Annotated in this window: 15 protein-coding genes, 1 tRNA gene and 1 pseudogene; 4 read left to right on the top strand and 13 right to left on the bottom strand. The window is 38.5% G+C overall.

The annotated features are described in order from the left end of the window. Positions 1 to 225 precede the first annotated feature (225 nt). From PSF42_RS18185 to PSF42_RS18165, 5 genes are all read right to left on the bottom strand, one after another. Positions 226 to 771, bottom strand: a complete 546-nt coding sequence (locus tag PSF42_RS18185) for a fimbrial protein (RefSeq protein WP_125894681.1) — start codon at positions 769 to 771, stop codon at positions 226 to 228. A gap of 5 nt (positions 772 to 776) precedes the next feature. Then, positions 777 to 1,340 carry a fimbrial protein gene (locus PSF42_RS18180; RefSeq protein ID WP_125894678.1) on the bottom strand — a complete coding sequence of 188 codons (564 nt, stop codon included), beginning with the start codon at positions 1,338 to 1,340 and terminating at the stop codon, positions 777 to 779. Continuing rightward, on the bottom strand, positions 1,315 to 1,989 hold the full coding sequence (locus PSF42_RS18175; protein ID WP_125894676.1) for a fimbrial biogenesis chaperone: 675 nt from the start codon (positions 1,987 to 1,989) through the stop codon (positions 1,315 to 1,317). The genes PSF42_RS18180 and PSF42_RS18175 overlap by 26 nt, the downstream gene beginning before the upstream one ends. A 74-nt stretch (positions 1,990 to 2,063) precedes the next feature. Continuing rightward, on the bottom strand, positions 2,064 to 2,618 hold the full coding sequence (locus tag PSF42_RS18170; protein ID WP_125894674.1) for a fimbrial protein: 555 nt from the start codon (positions 2,616 to 2,618) through the stop codon (positions 2,064 to 2,066). Between the two features lie 890 nt (positions 2,619 to 3,508). After that, the gene (locus PSF42_RS18165; RefSeq protein ID WP_185746955.1) at positions 3,509 to 3,985 is read right to left on the bottom strand and encodes a cold-shock protein; all 477 of its coding nucleotides are present in this window, start codon (positions 3,983 to 3,985) and stop codon (positions 3,509 to 3,511) included. Between the two features lie 187 nt (positions 3,986 to 4,172). Here PSF42_RS18165 and PSF42_RS18160 point away from each other — a divergent pair, with 187 nt between their 5' ends. Beyond that, the gene (locus PSF42_RS18160) at positions 4,173 to 4,862 is read left to right on the top strand and encodes an RluA family pseudouridine synthase (protein WP_272680488.1); all 690 of its coding nucleotides are present in this window, start codon (positions 4,173 to 4,175) and stop codon (positions 4,860 to 4,862) included. A gap of 32 nt (positions 4,863 to 4,894) precedes the next feature. Here PSF42_RS18160 and PSF42_RS18155 read toward each other — a convergent pair whose 3' ends face one another. After that, positions 4,895 to 5,434: a DUF2058 domain-containing protein gene (locus tag PSF42_RS18155; protein WP_125894668.1), complete on the bottom strand. Its 540-nt coding sequence runs from the start codon at positions 5,432 to 5,434 to the stop codon at positions 4,895 to 4,897. Between the two features lie 299 nt (positions 5,435 to 5,733). Here PSF42_RS18155 and PSF42_RS18150 point away from each other — a divergent pair, with 299 nt between their 5' ends. Next, positions 5,734 to 6,096: a YibL family ribosome-associated protein gene (locus tag PSF42_RS18150; protein WP_125894666.1), complete on the top strand. Its 363-nt coding sequence runs from the start codon at positions 5,734 to 5,736 to the stop codon at positions 6,094 to 6,096. Between the two features lie 169 nt (positions 6,097 to 6,265). Here the strand turns inward: PSF42_RS18150 and PSF42_RS18145 are convergent, their stop codons facing one another. The 6 genes and pseudogenes from PSF42_RS18145 to PSF42_RS18120 form a co-directional block, all read right to left on the bottom strand. Next, the gene (locus PSF42_RS18145) at positions 6,266 to 7,267 is read right to left on the bottom strand and encodes a fimbrial protein (RefSeq protein WP_125894664.1); all 1,002 of its coding nucleotides are present in this window, start codon (positions 7,265 to 7,267) and stop codon (positions 6,266 to 6,268) included. 3 nt (positions 7,268 to 7,270) lie between these two features. Continuing rightward, positions 7,271 to 8,002, bottom strand: a complete 732-nt coding sequence (locus PSF42_RS18140) for a fimbrial biogenesis chaperone (protein WP_213914367.1) — start codon at positions 8,000 to 8,002, stop codon at positions 7,271 to 7,273. Between the two features lie 22 nt (positions 8,003 to 8,024). After that, complete coding sequence (locus tag PSF42_RS18135) at positions 8,025 to 10,508, bottom strand: fimbria/pilus outer membrane usher protein (protein WP_272680487.1); 2,484 nt, start codon at positions 10,506 to 10,508, stop codon at positions 8,025 to 8,027. 85 nt (positions 10,509 to 10,593) lie between these two features. Further along, the gene (locus tag PSF42_RS18130) at positions 10,594 to 11,124 is read right to left on the bottom strand and encodes a fimbrial protein (protein ID WP_213914369.1); all 531 of its coding nucleotides are present in this window, start codon (positions 11,122 to 11,124) and stop codon (positions 10,594 to 10,596) included. Positions 11,125 to 11,872: 748 nt separating this feature from the next. After that, positions 11,873 to 12,064 (bottom strand): annotated as a pseudogene (locus PSF42_RS18125) (Arm DNA-binding domain-containing protein); the annotation flags it as partial. 164 nt (positions 12,065 to 12,228) lie between these two features. Further along, positions 12,229 to 12,323, bottom strand: a tRNA-Sec gene (locus PSF42_RS18120). 309 nt (positions 12,324 to 12,632) lie between these two features. Here PSF42_RS18120 and prlC point away from each other — a divergent pair. Both prlC and rsmJ read left to right on the top strand, forming a co-directional pair. Beyond that, positions 12,633 to 14,675, top strand: coding sequence for an oligopeptidase A (gene prlC / locus PSF42_RS18115; protein WP_213914371.1), 2,043 nt, complete (start codon positions 12,633 to 12,635; stop codon positions 14,673 to 14,675). After that, on the top strand, positions 14,668 to 15,438 hold the full coding sequence (gene rsmJ, locus PSF42_RS18110; protein ID WP_125894651.1) for a 16S rRNA (guanine(1516)-N(2))-methyltransferase RsmJ: 771 nt from the start codon (positions 14,668 to 14,670) through the stop codon (positions 15,436 to 15,438). Before prlC ends, rsmJ begins: the two co-directional genes overlap by 8 nt. An 83-nt stretch (positions 15,439 to 15,521) precedes the next feature. Here the strand turns inward: rsmJ and gdhA are convergent, their stop codons facing one another. Further along, a complete protein-coding gene (gene gdhA / locus PSF42_RS18105) occupies positions 15,522 to 16,856 on the bottom strand; it encodes an NADP-specific glutamate dehydrogenase (RefSeq protein WP_125894649.1) in 1,335 nt (444 codons plus the stop codon). Positions 16,857 to 16,958: the final 102 nt, after the last annotated feature.

Below are 16,958 nucleotides of genomic sequence, written 5' to 3'. Positions count from 1 at the left end.
TGGGTTATTTTTCAACCATAATATAATCTATTAATGTGGTTACTTAATATTATTAGTTGAAAAAATTAATATTATTTTATGTTGCCATCTTTATTAAAATAATTGGCATATTTAAATAATTAAACATCAAAAAAATGGTATGAATAGTTGTCTATATAATTTATTTATCATTAAGACTAATGACTAACTTTTTCTATTCTATTTATTAGTGTGTTGTAAAAATTATTAATCAGCGTAATAACCAATCGTTAAAGTTGCAGAAAAGTCACCTTCATCTGGCTCACAATCCGTTTTGGCGCAACGCAATTTGGCATTAACCATTTTTGTTTCACTACTGGTTTTTATGTTATCCCAAATAATTGATGATGCATCTGGTTTGGCTAAAGGAGTTTGATTAACACTAATAACACGTGTTCCATCTAATAATTGAACACCAATTACCCCATTAGGGTCATCATTAAAGAAATTATTACTGCCTGTTAAGGTATTTCCAGATGCTAAATATACGACGGCTGTTGTTTGATCCGTGCTGGTACAGTTTCTTAAGCCAATGGAAAAGTTTTTTGAAACTGTATCATTCTTAATTTCACTAACTGTCGTCACACCAGAAGCATTACCCAATATAATTTCATTAGGAACGTCAATCTCACAAGTTTTAGCTAAAAATAAAACAGAAAACTCGTAGTGTACTTTATAGTCATCTAACGCCATTGCAGGATAATACATAAACATCATTAGGGTAGTCAGTAATAACTGTTTTATTTTTTTCATGACTATCAATCCTGATAATATTCAAAAGTAACAGCGGCACTCGCATCACCTGGTTTAACATTATTTTCGCGTTTTACTAAGCTAACGCGATAATTAACGACAACTGAATCACTCGTGGTTGAAGGAAAACTTGAAACGCCTCCATCGCTGACAGCTTGGCAGTTCTGATTATTATTATCACAAGATTCAAGTAAAAAGCCCGTTTTAGTTGTGTCCGTCAAACCAAAGAAAACGCCATTATTAAACTGTGTTGATGCTGCTGACTTTGACTTTACTTTAATTGTTTTATCACTATTTGCCGGGAAGTTTTTACAAACAATCGTATAAGAAAAATTTTCGCTTTGTATCGGTTTATTAATTGGGCTGTTATCAACATCAGAAGCAATTAATGTACCATTTTGGCTAAAGTCGATGTATTTATCTAATTCGCTATTATCATCAAATTCACAAGTGCCTTTAACGATCTTGGTTTTGAACTGTATTTGTCCATTTTGAGCTATCAATTGGCTGGAGAAAAAAACCATTCCCAGTACAAATATGATTTTACTCAACAGTCCCATGATATTCATTGTATCCTCCAAGATCGTTGATAACAGCCCATTTCACTGCACCCACTTTAAATTGGGTTGTGTAATTCATTTCAGCAAGTGGAGCTATAACATTATTTTGTTTATTTAGCTTAATGGCTTTGTTATTAACGGATAAACCTGCCAAGTTAATATAGTAAGGAGAGTTATTAATTAATCTAACGCCATTAGTATTTTTAATTATTTTAATATTTTTAAATGCGTCGTCTTGATTCATTGACAAATTAGCAGGGCGATAAAAAATCTTAATCACACTTTCTAATCCAATCTTCATACCATCTGCTTGGTCTGATTCAGGAACATTTCTAGAGTGAAAGTAATACATGCTTTCGCGATCTTTAGGAAACTTATGTGAGATCGCTTTAATTTTAATAATATTTCGTTGATTCGGTGCTAACTTAAAAATTGAAGGTGTAATAACAAATAAACCTTCAGATGGTGTTTTACTATCTAGCTGTTGTGTAATAAAACTTGCCACTAAATACGCTTTATTATCTTCATTACGTGCCGTAATAGAGGCTGAATTAGTTGCTTCTTCAATAATGATACGAGTTTGACTTAAACCAACACCCGCTTGAGCAACAAATGAAAATGTTAATAAGATAAAAAGTAGAGATTTTAATTTTTGCATTTTCTTTTCTCTTATATCGCAGGCAGTAATTAATTACTGCCTGCATTGCTAGCTAAACTAACGGGTGACTGTTATTAGTCGTAAGCAACACTGAAGGTTACTGGCACGTTTAAGTTTTGAGCTACTGCATCAGTTGCTGTCGCATAAAGACCTGCAACCATTGGGATGATGTAGTCGCTTTGACCGGTAACTTTCAAGTCTGCAATTTCAGTTGTTGTGTTAGGTTTAACTGCAGTTTTATCTTTACCAGCTGCTAACTTAACACCGATTTGTGATGCTTGAGCATCCGCAAACATGTCTGAATGACCTGTTAATGCTTCACCTGTTGCTAAGATAGAAACAGAAGTTGCATTTGCAGCTTCGTTATCGCTACCAACATCACCGTTATAAACTTTAGTACAGTTATTTAAAACTAAGTTAAAGTTTGCTTCTGATAATGCTTTAGTAGTATCAAGTTTCTCGTTTGAGTGTGTTCCTAAGCTGATTAAGTCTTTAGAAGCACTGATATCACAAGTTGCAGCAACTAAACGAGCATTGAAGTTAACTGTTGCATCTTGAGCAGCAAAAGCTTGAGAAGAAAGAGTTGCAACAGTGAATGCGCCAATCAGAGCAAGTTTATTTAATTTCATAATCATCATTCCTAAGTATGTGGGAAAAGTTTAATTTGGTTTTTAAATTAATATATATTTAAAGTTTCATATTTCAGATTAAGTTTTTATTCTATTAATAAAAATCAATAACCCGAGCATTATTATTTAAATATCCATTAATAAAATTAATTTACTAATTTTAGATATTTAATAAATAATCAGCTTCTTCGTAAAAACTTAATTTTAAATGTCTTAGTCTTTATTTGGTGAATACTGTCTCACCGGAGTACGTGGATAATATTAATTATACTCATATAAGTTGTCAAACTAGCGAAAAATGCATTTCTCTGTTTTTCCAATAGATTTCAAATTGTTATTTCTCATTAGTTTCATGCAGTTACATGGATTTTTTCTATCTGAGCTAATATTTGCCCCCTCAATTCAGTTCAATCAACTAGAAATACCTCAAAAACAGAATAGATTAAGTGTAAAATGCTGAAATTAATATTTGTACATAATTTGTCGCTAAACTTAACACCACGAATGCTCAAAAAAGGAAAATGTTACGAACAACTACGAGGTGTTATAAAAATACTGACTAAGTAGATTTTATTAATACTTAAATTAACCTTGATCATTTTTTTAATCTATAGACATATTCCCCCTGAATAGTCTTCTATTTAACTCATAAGAATATTCTGATGCATTCGTTCTTAAATAATAGTCACAACCAACAAAGAAACATCGGCTCAGCCAGAGCAATTCGAACATAAATGGAAGTTAGGTGAATAGAAAAGATAAACAAGAAAGCATCATCTTTGTAGGTATTGTGAAATACGAGAAGAAGGGAATAAAGGGAATAGAAGGAAGAATAACATGATAAGCAAGTAAACAGCACCCATAGACGGTACTGTTTACTTTGCAAATAATCATTTAAATTTGAGTTGCTTCACAGCCTCATCGATATCAATTTCGTCTTCCGAAAATGTTAACGATGTCCCGTGTAATGTACTAATTTCTAATTTTTTTAATGAGCGCATTTGGCCCACTTTATCTGATTTTGGTTTGATACTATTCATCAATGCACCAATTGATAAAACGGTATTCTCTTTATCAATACGCGTATCTGCTGGCACCTCCACCGAATAAACACGGTAAGATTTGATTGATGCAATCTTAATCCGCTCACCAGCAATATAAATGTATTTGCTTTCTGGTATGATCTTGACCGCAAATGCGGACAACCCTTTATTGTTTGTCGTTGGTTCGAAAGTCACTACAGCATTTTTTTTAATCAACTCAGGGTTGGCAACCTTAACCACATGAAAATAACGGTTATCGCCATTCTCATCTTTGATAAATCCAAAACCTTTATCTTCGAACCACGTTGTGATCGTTCCATTCATCGCCATTACCACCTAATTAATCTTATATTGACTCAGCTTTTACAACGCGCAGTATAGAGCACAATGCATGTGCAAACCACGGCTTTGATTTTAGCTTGAACAATAAATTTCCCGGTACTAGTGGCAAGTGTTCGCCAGCCGACAAAAAATTGGTTATTATCAGCGCCCATTGTTGCTGGAAAAGCTAATGACTGAAATCATCGACACCTTTATTGCCCCACCCTGTCACGATAAGATAGAAATTATCTATCAAGATGAGTACCTCGTTCTTATTAACAAGCCAAGTGGCCTACTCAGCCTTTCTGGAAAAAATCCTCAAAACGTAGATTCCGTCCATCACCGATTAGTACAAATATTCCCTGAATGTACTCTTGTTCACCGCCTCGATTTTGGCACATCTGGATTGATGGTAGTGGCTCGTAATAAAGCAATCAATGCCGCGCTGAGCCAACAATTTAGCCAGCGCACTGTCATTAAAATATATCAAGCCCTACTTTGTGGTCATTTAACAGATGATGAGGGCATCATTGATGCGGCAATAGCAAGAGACCCAGCGTTGTTTCCTCGCATGTCTCTTTGCGAAATTAATGGCAAACCTGCCCGCTCCCACTACCAAGTGATTGAGCGTCTGCATCACCCATTAGATAATGGCACATTGCTCCCAGTAACCCGAGTCCAATTAATGCCTGAAACAGGGCGTACCCACCAGCTACGCATCCATTGCCAAAAATTAGGTTACCCTATATTAGGCTGTGACTTATATGGGGGCCAAATACCAGAGCATGTATCTCGCCTCATGTTACATGCCAGCGAACTACATTTTGTTCATCCCATTAGCCAAGAAAGAGTTAATACTCGCTGTGCGAGCCCGTTTTAACGCCAAAGCTACGACTTAAAATTTGCCGAGTATTACCACATCAGGTCGTCAGGGATCTTAAAGTCCGCGTACGGGTCATCTTCATCTTGTTCTTCTTGGCTGAGCGCATTATTGAGTACGATACTATCCGCATCCCTTTGGGTTATTTTATCCGCTACACTTGCAGGGATAATCACATACTCATTAACATCACTGTTATCAATCGATAAACGCGCAATCGCCAGGCGCCCACTGATCAACTGTGTTTGCGTTATCTTGTCCACTACCACTTGCTTGATCACATTATTATCGGTGAAATTAAAACTAATATCTCCCTTTGAAATATCAACTTTATTCATCTCAATAAGTTGTTTAACTTGCGCTTTAAACTCTTTGGATTGCACTATTTGTTTATGTTGCTCACTCAATTGTTTGTCTCGCTCAAGTTGCGCTTTTTTATTCTCTTCTACGGCTTCTCTTGCTTCACGCGCTTGAACCCGTGATTTTTTAGCCGTTCTTTGCACTTTCGCCATTTTCTTACTAGTGACTAATCCTGCTTTTAGCATTTGCTCTTGTAAGGTGAGTTTTGCCATCTTCGCCTCTAAATCTATCAGATAATTATGTGATTATACCTGTAGCCACTGAGGCCGGATAGGCCTTCATCCACATAAAAGCCTTTCAATGCCAATGGCCATAAAACTAAACTGGTCTTCTATCGATCTATTTAGCGGTAGTTTAATTTTCTAAAAAATATAAGTATTCATTTATCTCTACCATAGCCACTGTCTATTTTGGAATGGAAACAGCCATTCATAGGGTAACATCCCTTTACACTCTCTTGTGCAGAATCGTGTATACTTGCCAACAAGAATTTATCCACGGTTAATGAATAATGAAAGAAATCGAAAAAACACAAATTAAACTCCTTAGTGACCGTTTAGACCTTATTCGCCATCAGATGGCAAGTATGCAGCTGACTAATGAAGCAGAAAAGTATGCAGAGCTGGAGAAAGAAAAAGCGGTATTGGAAACTGAGATTGTTCGTCTAAAAGCGTTACGTAACAAAAAACTCAGCAAAGAAGCGCAGAAATTGGAGGACATGCCGTTCAAGCGCCCCATTACGAAAAAAGAACAAGCCGACCTTGGCAAGCTGAAGAAGTCCGTGCGAGGTTTAATAATTGTCCACCCAATGACGGCATTAGGCCGCGAAATGGAATTGGATATTATGACTGGTTTTGCTAAACATGATTTCTAGTTAAAAATTAATCCAATTAAGATCTGTAATATCTAACGAATACTGGAAGGTTCCTAATACACTTTTCGTGATTAAGAACCGCTAGTCAGTCATTTCCTGCTAAAAAGCCCACCTCCGCATTTTGAACACAAACAGTATTCGCTAAACACCACAGTATGAGTCAAACTTTCTAACGGTAAGTAAATAAGACATTCACAGTGTTACTGAACTGCCCTGATTTAATGGCTTCATCATCTTTCTTTGATAACTCGACACTATAAGGGAAATAGCCTGGCTTTTGTTTACTGATACTTCCTTTATAGTAATATTGGTCAAACATAACCTGCTGATTACTAGTTCTATCTGTGATTGTCGCCTGTAGGCCATTGTTAAAGAGCATATATTTTTTATTTACCACACCACTGTTGCTTTGGAACGCGACACTGATTTCTAATGCAGCTTCACATGTTGAATCCGGTACTAAATCTAAAGAAAAATTTTCTTTAACTGTTTTACCATTTTCAAAGCTCTCAACCGTTAATTCTTTAAAATCAACCACTTTATTGCTCATACGAACAATCGGCGTTGGACAGTAGTTCACCAGTTTCCCGATGATCCTAGCCTGATACATATCCCCAAAATTTCTTCTCTGGTAATCACTGTGATAGCCCACATTAAAAACACCAGTATCAAAAGATTTTAATTCACCCGTACCTCGGATAACTCGATATGTATAACCAAACACCACACTTTTAGCACCCGCCTCCCAAGAACCTACTTCTAAAGATGGTGTATTGTCCGCTGTTATTTCAACAGACTTACCATACATACTATCCTGATAAAGCCTGATGCCGCTATTTTTGAGTAAGTTTTTTGTATTCGTCGAGGTTTGGTTGTTAAACCAAATTGTACGCTCTGCTTTTGAGCCTGAAAATACACAAGCCCATACAAACCAACCACTACTCGCAGAGCCCAATAATGTCCCTGGAGCAACCACACCGGGTGTTGTATTCATATCGATATAGACTTCAGGCAGCGGATTCCACGGATTTCCCGTTCCCGGCGTACTGGAGTTTGGTCTACATGTCACTCCTGCATAAGCTGCTGTACCGGACATAAGAAGGAGAAAAAATACCCCTCCTTGCCATAGCTGCTGTTTTATTTTCATCTTAGTAAGATTCAGCTTTTGCATTTTTTATTTCGCCTGTGGCAGTAATTGGCAAGACGGTGCCGCTGCACATTGATATTTATTAAATTTCAATCCACCAAAATCATCAATATAGGCAACTTCAAAACTGTTCCATGCAGGGTTTTTCAATGTCACTGTAGAATCACTAAACGGAGCTACAAGCACTTCAGGAAAATTTTTATCCTTGCTTTGATCGACATTGATATTTGTTATCACAATATTAAACGGTGTTGGGTTTGACAATGTAATACTTCCACCTTGTTTTGTGACTTTTAAATCCCGCTGAAAATCTTTATCTGCTGATATTTTGTAGTCAATGCCTTTTGGACGGTAAAACAGTTTTAAGCGTGATTGGATAGTAAATTGAACTGTATTCGCTTCTTTCCCTTGAGGTGGAATGCCTAATACATTGAAATAAAGCAGGCTTTCTCTATCCGTCGGTAATGTATTTTGCCCATCCATGTACGTAATTTTGATTTGTTTTTTCTGCTTAGGGCCAATTTTTTGCAAGAAAGGCAAAGCCACTAACGAGTTCGTCAGCTTCTCACCTTTTTGGTTCTCTATCCAAGTTTGGGCTAAAAAAGAGGACCCCGCATCTTGGTTTTCAACAACGACACTGGTTCCGCCATCGGCTTCATTAAAAATAATACGGGTTCTATCTAACCCAAGTACTGCATATGCTTGACCCATTACGCTTGACAGTAAAACAACGGAAAGCACTTTTTTAAATAATGTCATTTTTTCACCCATTTAAATCACATTAGTGACTACAAGTCATTGAATCGCTACTTTTAGCAAGCAGACTGTCAGCAAGGAATGTACACGTTTGAGCATCCCCCCAATTGACGCTAAGTTGGTCGCCCATATTCAAGCCGGTTAAGTATACGATGCCAGATTCAGCAATAATGCCTGAAACTTTACCCGTTACGTTATTTTTCACCACTGAGCCTAATGGTGGATATTGGCCATTAGATAATTTAACTCTTGTTATCAATGACTTACCTATATCCGCATCCATTTTAGCATAGCCTATTGCCCCATCCGTGAGTGTAGACGCTAAAACGTTATCATCAATATTCACGGTATCTGGAAGATTATTCACGTCAACCTTATATTCCATATTATAGTAGGTTGGTACATTACTGATAGTCGCTAATCCACGACTGTTTGTTGTTGCACTACCATTTTCAATAATAACGCCTTTAGCATTTGGTACATCAACCACTAATCGAGATTGGTCACGATACGTGAGGCGGTGAGCTGAAATACCGTGTTGTGTCGCAGTGACTGAACCACTCATTGTCATACTGAGTGAGCTCATTGAGTCTGATAATGCGCCTGTCACTTGTACTTGCCCTGCATCAGCGCTGTGTGACACATAAGTGCTGACCATACCTTCCGATAAACCATCTTGGGTTGATGCCGTTAAATTATAATTCGTGTTTTTATCAACATGTCGGCTGTAATTAACGTTATTAGTATAGCGTTTGGTATTGTCGCTATAAGATGCAAAATAAGATATTGATGCATTTTTGTCTTCAGAACTTAATGGCTTACTGACAGACAAATAAATTTGGTTATCCGTTTTATTATTAGAGCCACGAACTTGGTTTAAAGACAGTGATATATTCCCGCCTTTCATGACACCTTCATCAAAGAACTTATTTAAACCTACACTAAAATAGTTATTTTGCTTGCCATTCCAATATGTCTTACGTGATGCCGTGATATTTGCACTTGCATTGATGCCGCGTAATTGCTGAGCGTAAGACAATGAAAAAACATGCTTATCTTTATTTGTATCGATTTCTTGTCTGTCTACAAAGTTTTGCTCAACAAAATTGGATAATGAGTTAAATGTTCTATCTGCGAAACGGTAGCCTGTTAACGTCAGCTGTCCATCAATACTGGGTAAGTCTTTTGCATAGTTAATACGATAGCTTTTTCCTTTCTCACGCCCTAACAAGGTATCTGCGTAAGATTGGGTGATATCCACCGAGAAAGCACCTAAAAAACCGAGGTTTTGACCAATACCTATATTAACGGCTTGATATTTATTCCCTGAAGTCGCTACTAACCCACCAAAAACAGAGGTGTTGTTAAATACCCCAACTGAGCTTTCAACCGTCATGAAATTATCGTCAGCATAGGTTCCATTTTTAGGGGATAACTGGCCTAAATTCATGGTATAGCGAACTTGACCTTTACGAGTCAAAAACGGGATATTGGTTGTTGTAAACTGAAACTTTGTTTCTTTACCGTTATCCTCTGTCACTGTAACATCAATGGTTCCCATGACGGATTGGCTTAAATCCTTAATAACAAAAGGACCTGCGGGGACTTTTACTTGGCTAATAATACGGCCATTTTGTGATAATGTGACTGTTGCATTTGAGGCAGCAATCCCCGTAACTTGAGGTGCGTAACCTCTAAGATTAGGTGGCATCATGCTTTCGTCTGTAAAAATGCTCACGCCCTTGAAACGCACGCTATCAAATAAGTCAGATTTAACAAAGATTTCCCCAGCAAACAGCTTTGCCGATAAACTAGCAATGTCCCTAAAAGCATAGACTTGGTCCCAGTCTAAGCTTTGTTTCTTACCGCTACGCCCATCCTCGCCTACTAACTTGTTTTCATATTGGTAATTTGCACGTAAACGCCATTGCGCTAAGTTTGCTCCCACATTACCGAAAGCATATAACTGGTTACGTGTTGCTTCATTTTTGCGAACTAAATGATTATCACTAATTGTGTAATCTAAAATTAAGCCTGCAATGCCGTAATCGCGCATTTCCGGGCTAACCCACGAAGAATAAGTGGATTCCATATATTTTTGTGGAATAGAAATAACAAGAACTTGTTCACTATCATTAAAATCGATAGCTACATTTTCATCGAGAGATGATAAATTAATACAGTTATCTTCTTGAGACGAAATTAATTTTTCTTTCGCTTCTTTATTTAAAGGAAAACGTTTTATTAACTGTGCTGTAATACACGGCTCAATAATACCGTTATTGCTAATAAATTTAATTTTTTCGCCACGGATAATTTTTTTGTCATTTAAAATAATATCCGATTCATACAGACCTTCATTTAAACTATTTTTCTCAAAATAGCTTAAATCAATATTATCTTCGACAGATAAATTAAGTGCATTAATATTAAAGGTTTCAGCATTAGCATACCCACCACATATAATGAGTGAGATCATATAACCTATATTTTTTTTCTTAAAATACATGTTGGCACTCTTATTATTGTAGTGGGGGAATACAAAGCTTTACGCTAATTAGCGTAAAGCTTTTGGGCTAGACATAATGGCTATCTTATTCGTAGCTTAATACATAGTTTGCAACAGAGCTGATGCTACCTGAAGTTGCTGTACCAGTTGATTCTGCTTGAGCAGATAAAATAATAGTGGTTTCAGATGCTTTCAGTGTTTGTTCTAAAGTATCACCTGGCTTAATTGTTTTACCTGCATTATCAAAGAATGCCACAGCAACGTTATCTGCACTGCCTGAGTTTGACCATAATGTTGCTTTCGCTGTATCAGGTTGACCATTAAATGCAATTTTTACTTTAGAATAAGGTGAGCCTGCAGTACCTGAATCGAGTTGGCAATCTTGTAATTTTAATTCAAATGTATTTAATGGACCTGTTTTACCCGCAGTAGCTAAATTAGCCGCTGAAATACTTCCTAATTGAACTTCTTTATTAACATCAGAAGGAGCAATTGTACAAGCACCGCTATTTACAGTTCCTTTAAATGTAATTTTACCAGAACCAGCATCCGCAGCCATTGCAGAAATAGAAGTCGTAGTTAACGCTAAGCATAATGCGATTAAAGTCTTATTCATTTTGTATACCTTATATATTAAAGAGTAATTAAATTAAAAATTATTTACCTGCTGTGAGGAACGAAATGAATAATATCCGTAAAATGCGTACGCAGATATCGCTAAAGTATGTATTTACCTTGTAGAATGTAACGAAAAATATCAAATTAACTCATTGATATTAAATGAAAATTAAAAACTTAAGATTTATCATTATTTTCATCAATAACCTCTCAGATCATCAAAATTAGAATTTTAATCTTAAAATAATAAATAAGTCAGAACTAAGAATTAACATAACTAACAAAAACAAAAAAAACACACAGAAAGCGTATTTCGTTAGTTAAATATATTTTATGTACTCCGAAATGGAGTTTTTGAGATATTTACTTACAACCATTCACTGATTTGTAATGAGTTTATAACGTTAAAGTAATTTCTTTATGCAAATATTAATCTTAACACCTTGTTTTTATTAGCATAATCTTATTGTGTTAAATAAATTGCGATATACTGTTATATTACGCCTTATTTATAAGATATAATTCATAAAATAAAATACGTAATAAAACAATGCGTTACATGACCACTTATACATAACAAATAATCAGCTCTTCCACCTTATCCCTACCTATGCAAGCAAATACAGTTCTTTGGATCGTTTTAAAATGATTGGTTTACTTGATAGAAAGTTCATAGTCCACAGTCACAATCAATATTTTTTACTCCCGTAAATGTACTCGTGACTCACTCGCCTGAATATTATGGGCGCATCAGCGAGTGAAACTAGTGGGTACATTCCAAAAGAAAGTCGTTTCTCTTTTCCTCCAAAACGATATTTCATTCTCCAAGCCTTCGATCCATTGGTGTTAACCTCGAGATATAACCCCCCTCCATCGGTCATTTTATAGGGGGTTACCATTGGCCTTGAGGCCGCTACCTGACTGGCTTTGAGCTTCATCGTGGGGGCATCCAAAAAATAAGGAAAAATTATGCCCCCAATTTTGCCCCCAAACAGGGGTATAAACCAGTAAACATGGGGAGAATCAGACAGACTTCGAAGTGATTAATCTTGTTGATTTAAAAGGAAAATATAGACTTTGAGAGAAATTCAGAAACTGCGTTTGGCGGAAGATCACAGGAGTCGAACCTGCCCGGGACTGCTGGCAGCCCCAACTGGATTTGAAATCCAGCCGCCTCACCGGAGACGACGATCTTCCTCTATAGATTGGAAAGTGATTATAGACTGAATTCATTATTTTCCAAAGCATTGAAACTACAACTATTGCCTTTATTGATAAAAGCCAATAAAAATCCCATTTATTGATAAGCGTTAATAAGAAAAAACGTTAGATTGATATTGAGGTTTGTACATTTGCCCCCATATACTTTCTTATATTCGCAATGGCGTGCTGGTTCTATCACCCATAATATTGACCATCTTTGGGTCTAAGTTCGCCATTAAACTTTTATTGTCAACACAGTAAGCCTTGGCCTACGAGCGCAAGCCTGCAATCACAGGATGTTTTATGACAAATTCATTATTAGCCGATTCCGCACTACCCCGCTTTTCTACTATAGAGCCCGCGGATATTTTTCCCGCAGTCCAACACGTACTCAATGAATATCGCCAAACAGTAGAAAACCTGCTGAGTGCAACAGATCAATACACTTGGGATAACCTGTGCCAACCTTTAGAAGAAGCTAGTGATAAGCTTTCTCGTGTTTGGTCACCAGTGGGTCATTTACACTCCGTGAAAAACAGCCCTGAATTACGTGAAGCCTACGAACAATGTTTGCCATTACTGTCTGAATTCAGTACTTGGATGGGGCAACATGAGCCTTTATACCAAGCATATAAATCATTAAAAGAAGGGGATGAATTTAATTCCCTTACCCAAGCTCAACGTAAATCTATCGAAAATACTTTACGTGATTTTGAATTATCCGGCATTGGCTTACCTGCTGAAAAACAGCAACGTTATGGTGAAATTGTTGCACGTTTGTCGGAGATAGCCTCTAAGTTTAGCAATAACGTCCTTGATGCGACCATGGGTTGGAGTAAGCTCATTAAAGACGAAAAAGAATTAGCAGGCATGCCGGAAAGTGCTATTGCCGCAGCAAAAGCCATGGCTGAGTCAAAAGGTGAAGAAGGCTACTTACTTACCCTCGATATGCCAAGCTACTTACCTGTTATGACCTATGCTGACAACGCAGAATTACGACGTGAGATGAGCCATGCATATAGCACCCGTGCGTCTGACCAAGGCCCAAATGCGGGTAAATGGGATAACAGCGAATTAATTGATGAACTGATGGCTTTACGCCACGAACTAGCGCAATTATTAGGTTTTAAAAACTACGCAGAAAAATCCCTTGCCACCAAAATGGCCGAGTCGCCAGAGCAAGTGCTAAATTTCCTCAATGATTTAGCCGATCGTGCTCATCAACAAGGGGAAAATGAACTAGCTGAACTAACGGCTTTTGCTAAAGAACATTATGGTGTCGATACACTTGAGTCTTGGGATTTAGCTTATTACAGCGAAAAACAAAAACAGCATAAATTCTCATTAAATGATGAACAATTACGTCCATATTTCCCTGAACAACGCGTACTGAATGGGTTGTTCGAAGTTGTTCATCGTATCTATGGTTTAACGGCCAAAGAACGCAATGATGTAGAAACATGGCATAAAGATGTGCGTTTCTTTGAACTCTATGATGAAACCAATACCTTACGCGGCAGCTTCTACCTAGACCTCTATGCTCGCGAACATAAACGAGGCGGAGCTTGGATGGATGACTGTGTTGGCCGCATGGTGCATAAAGACGGCTCATTACAAAATCCTGTAGCCTATTTAACCTGTAACTTCAACAAACCACTTGGCGATAAACCCGCACTGTTTACGCATAATGAAGTCACGACCTTATTCCACGAATTTGGTCACGGCTTGCACCATATGTTAACGCAAATTGATGTGGCCGATGTCGCTGGGATCAATGGTGTACCATGGGATGCTGTCGAACTGCCAAGTCAGTTTATGGAAAATTGGTGCTGGGAGCCTGAAGCCCTCGAATTTATTTCTGGCCATTATGAGACAGGCGAACCATTACCAACAGAAATGCTCAATAGCATGTTAGCGGCGAAGAATTACCAGTCAGCCATGTTTGTTCTGCGCCAGTTGGAATTTGGCCTGTTTGATTTCACCTTACATGCTGAGTATGACCCAGCAAAAGGTGCGCAAGTCATGCCCACGTTATATGCAATTAAAGATAAAGTCGCCGTGGTCCCTTCACCAACATGGTCGCGCTTCCCACATGCTTTTAGCCATATTTTCGCAGGTGGCTATGCAGCAGGCTATTACAGCTACTTATGGGCAGATGTGCTTGCGGCTGATGCATATTCACGTTTCAGTGAAGAAGGTATCTTTAACCGCCAAACGGGTCAGTCTTTCCTCGACAATATCTTAAGTCGTGGTGGTTCAGAAGAACCAATGACGCTGTTTGAACGCTTTCGTGGTCGCAAACCAGAACTCGATGCCATGTTGAAGAGCTATGGTATTCATGGCTAATCGTATTGAGATCCAATTGATCTGCGAAGAGGGTGCCGATCCCGGCACTCTTTCTCAACTTTCTGAAAAATGGCAACTTTCTCACACCCCTGATGCCGTTATGGCGGTTGTACTTACGCCTGAAAACTTACAACTGCGCAAACTAGATGAGCCTAAGTTAGGGGGTATTTTTGTTGATTTCGTCTCGGGCGCGATGGCCCATCGTCGCAAATTTGGTGGAGGTCGCGGTGAAGCTGTTGCCAAAGCCGTCGGGATCAAAAAAGATTATCTTCCCGATGTGATTGATGCCACTGCTGGTTTAGGGCGTGATGCCTTTGTTCTAGCCGCTCTCGGTTGCCATGTCCGCATGTTAGAGCGCCACCCTGTAGTTGCTGCTCTATTGGATGATGGTTTACAACGAGGCTATCAAGATGCAGAAATTGGCCCATGGTTACAAGAGCGAATGTCATTGATTCATGCATCCAGTATTACAGCACTGAGTGAGATAACCCATGCCCCTGATGTTATCTATCTTGACCCAATGTATCCTCATCGGCAAAAAAGTGCTTTGGTGAAAAAAGAAATGCGGGTATTTCAGTCATTGGTGGGAGCAGATAATGACGCAGATTCCTTATTAGCCCCTGCGCTTGCTTTGGCTAAACGTAGAGTGGTTGTTAAGCGCCCTGACTACGCAGAACCCCTAGCGGGACAAAAAGCGCCATCAGCGGTTACCACTAAAAACCATCGGTTTGATATCTATCCATGCATTAAAAGTAACGAATAAACGTAACGGCGAAGGGCGTATGTACAGGTGAATTTATCAGTATGATACAGCCGCCCTTTCGCGTACGTTTTGAGGTCAGAGAATTACAACACACCCTGCCCAAGCATTGCATCAGCGACTTTTACGAAGCCCGCGATATTAGCGCCTTGAACATAGTTTGTTTGTTTCTCTTCACCACCGAATTCCACACAATGCTGGTGGATATCCAACATGATGTGGTGCAGACGAGCGTCAACTTTCTCTGCTTTCCAACCTAGGCGAGCCGCATTCTGTGCCATTTCTAGACCGGAAGTCGCAACACCACCTGCGTTAGCCGCTTTGCCTGGTGCAAACAGCACCCCTGCTTCAAGGAACAGCTCAGTTGCAGGAATAGTTGTTGGCATATTAGCCCCTTCTGCGACCGCTTTAACGCCATTTTTAATTAACACTTTTGCTGCATCAACATCCAGCTCATTTTGTGTTGCACATGGCAGAGCGATATCAACAGGCACATTCCATGGTTGCTGACCCGCTAAGTAAGTTAAGCCAAACTCTTTTGCATATTCTTCAATACGACCATAGTTGTTTTTGATTTCTTCTAAACGAGCTAATTTCTCTGTTGTAAAGCCGGCTTCATCAACAACTGTGCCACTTGAATCAGATGCAGTAACGACTTTCGCGCCCAATTCCATACATTTTTCAATGGTGTACTGCGCAACGTTACCTGAACCGGAAACCGCAACACGCATTCCTTCAAAACCTAGGCCATGGCGTTTTAGCATCGCATTGGTGAAATAAACCAAACCGTAACCGGTTGCTTCTGGACGAATTAAACTGCCACCAAAAGACAATCCTTTACCCGTGAATACACAAGAAGTGTCATTAGACAGTTTTTTCATCATCCCTGTCATAAAGCCCACTTCACGACCACCCACACCAATATCCCCTGCTGGGACGTCAGTATTAGAACCGATATGGCGATACAATTCTGTCATCAATGCTTGGCAAAAACGCATCACTTCACCATGACTTTTACCTTTAGGATCAAAGTCAGAGCCACCTTTACCACCACCCATTGGTAATGTGGTCAAAGCATTTTTCAGTGTTTGTTCGAAGCCTAAGAATTTCAGGATAGATAAATTCACAGATGGATGAAAACGCATACCACCTTTGAATGGGCCGATTGCAGAGCTAAATTGCACACGCCATGCACGATTGACTTGAACTTTACCTTGGTCGTCCACCCAACACACTCGAAATTGAATTACACGCTCAGGTTCAACAAAACGTTCCAGTAAAGCTTGGTCACGATACTTAGCATTTTGCTCTAAAAACGGCCAAAGGGAAGTGAATACTTCACGCACTGCTTGTAGAAATTCAGGTTGAGAAGGGTCTCTTTTTTGGACAGACTCCAAGAACGAAGATAGTGATTGTGTCATCTATGTCTTCCTTTTTAACATTGTAGTTGTTGTGATGTGCCTCACTCTTTCTTTTCATTATTTTTAGGAAATGTGAGGTTGATTTGCGTTTGCCTATTGAAT

It is taken from the genome of Providencia sp. PROV032, from assembly GCF_028484875.1.
Taxonomy (GTDB): domain Bacteria; phylum Pseudomonadota; class Gammaproteobacteria; order Enterobacterales; family Enterobacteriaceae; genus Providencia; species Providencia rettgeri_E.
Note: the sequence above shows the minus strand (reverse complement) of the source record. Positions and strands in the feature narration are given on the sequence as shown.

Coding starts and splice junctions, on each gene's coding strand:
- PSF42_RS18180 (WP_125894678.1), bottom strand. CDS start 1,340: ATGAATATCATGGGACTGTTGAGTAAAATCATATTTGTACTGGGAATG.
- gdhA (WP_125894649.1), bottom strand. CDS start 16,856: ATGACACAATCACTATCTTCGTTCTTGGAGTCTGTCCAAAAAAGAGAC.
- PSF42_RS18135 (WP_272680487.1), bottom strand. CDS start 10,508: ATGTATTTTAAGAAAAAAAATATAGGTTATATGATCTCACTCATTATA.
- PSF42_RS18150 (WP_125894666.1), top strand. CDS start 5,734: ATGAAAGAAATCGAAAAAACACAAATTAAACTCCTTAGTGACCGTTTA.
- PSF42_RS18185 (WP_125894681.1), bottom strand. CDS start 771: ATGAAAAAAATAAAACAGTTATTACTGACTACCCTAATGATGTTTATG.
- prlC (WP_213914371.1), top strand. CDS start 12,633: ATGACAAATTCATTATTAGCCGATTCCGCACTACCCCGCTTTTCTACT.
- rsmJ (WP_125894651.1), top strand. CDS start 14,668: ATGGCTAATCGTATTGAGATCCAATTGATCTGCGAAGAGGGTGCCGAT.
- PSF42_RS18165 (WP_185746955.1), bottom strand. CDS start 3,985: ATGAATGGAACGATCACAACGTGGTTCGAAGATAAAGGTTTTGGATTT.
- PSF42_RS18155 (WP_125894668.1), bottom strand. CDS start 5,434: ATGGCAAAACTCACCTTACAAGAGCAAATGCTAAAAGCAGGATTAGTC.
- PSF42_RS18160 (WP_272680488.1), top strand. CDS start 4,173: ATGACTGAAATCATCGACACCTTTATTGCCCCACCCTGTCACGATAAG.
- PSF42_RS18130 (WP_213914369.1), bottom strand. CDS start 11,124: ATGAATAAGACTTTAATCGCATTATGCTTAGCGTTAACTACGACTTCT.
- PSF42_RS18170 (WP_125894674.1), bottom strand. CDS start 2,618: ATGAAATTAAATAAACTTGCTCTGATTGGCGCATTCACTGTTGCAACT.
- PSF42_RS18140 (WP_213914367.1), bottom strand. CDS start 8,002: ATGACATTATTTAAAAAAGTGCTTTCCGTTGTTTTACTGTCAAGCGTA.
- PSF42_RS18145 (WP_125894664.1), bottom strand. CDS start 7,267: ATGCAAAAGCTGAATCTTACTAAGATGAAAATAAAACAGCAGCTATGG.
- PSF42_RS18175 (WP_125894676.1), bottom strand. CDS start 1,989: ATGCAAAAATTAAAATCTCTACTTTTTATCTTATTAACATTTTCATTT.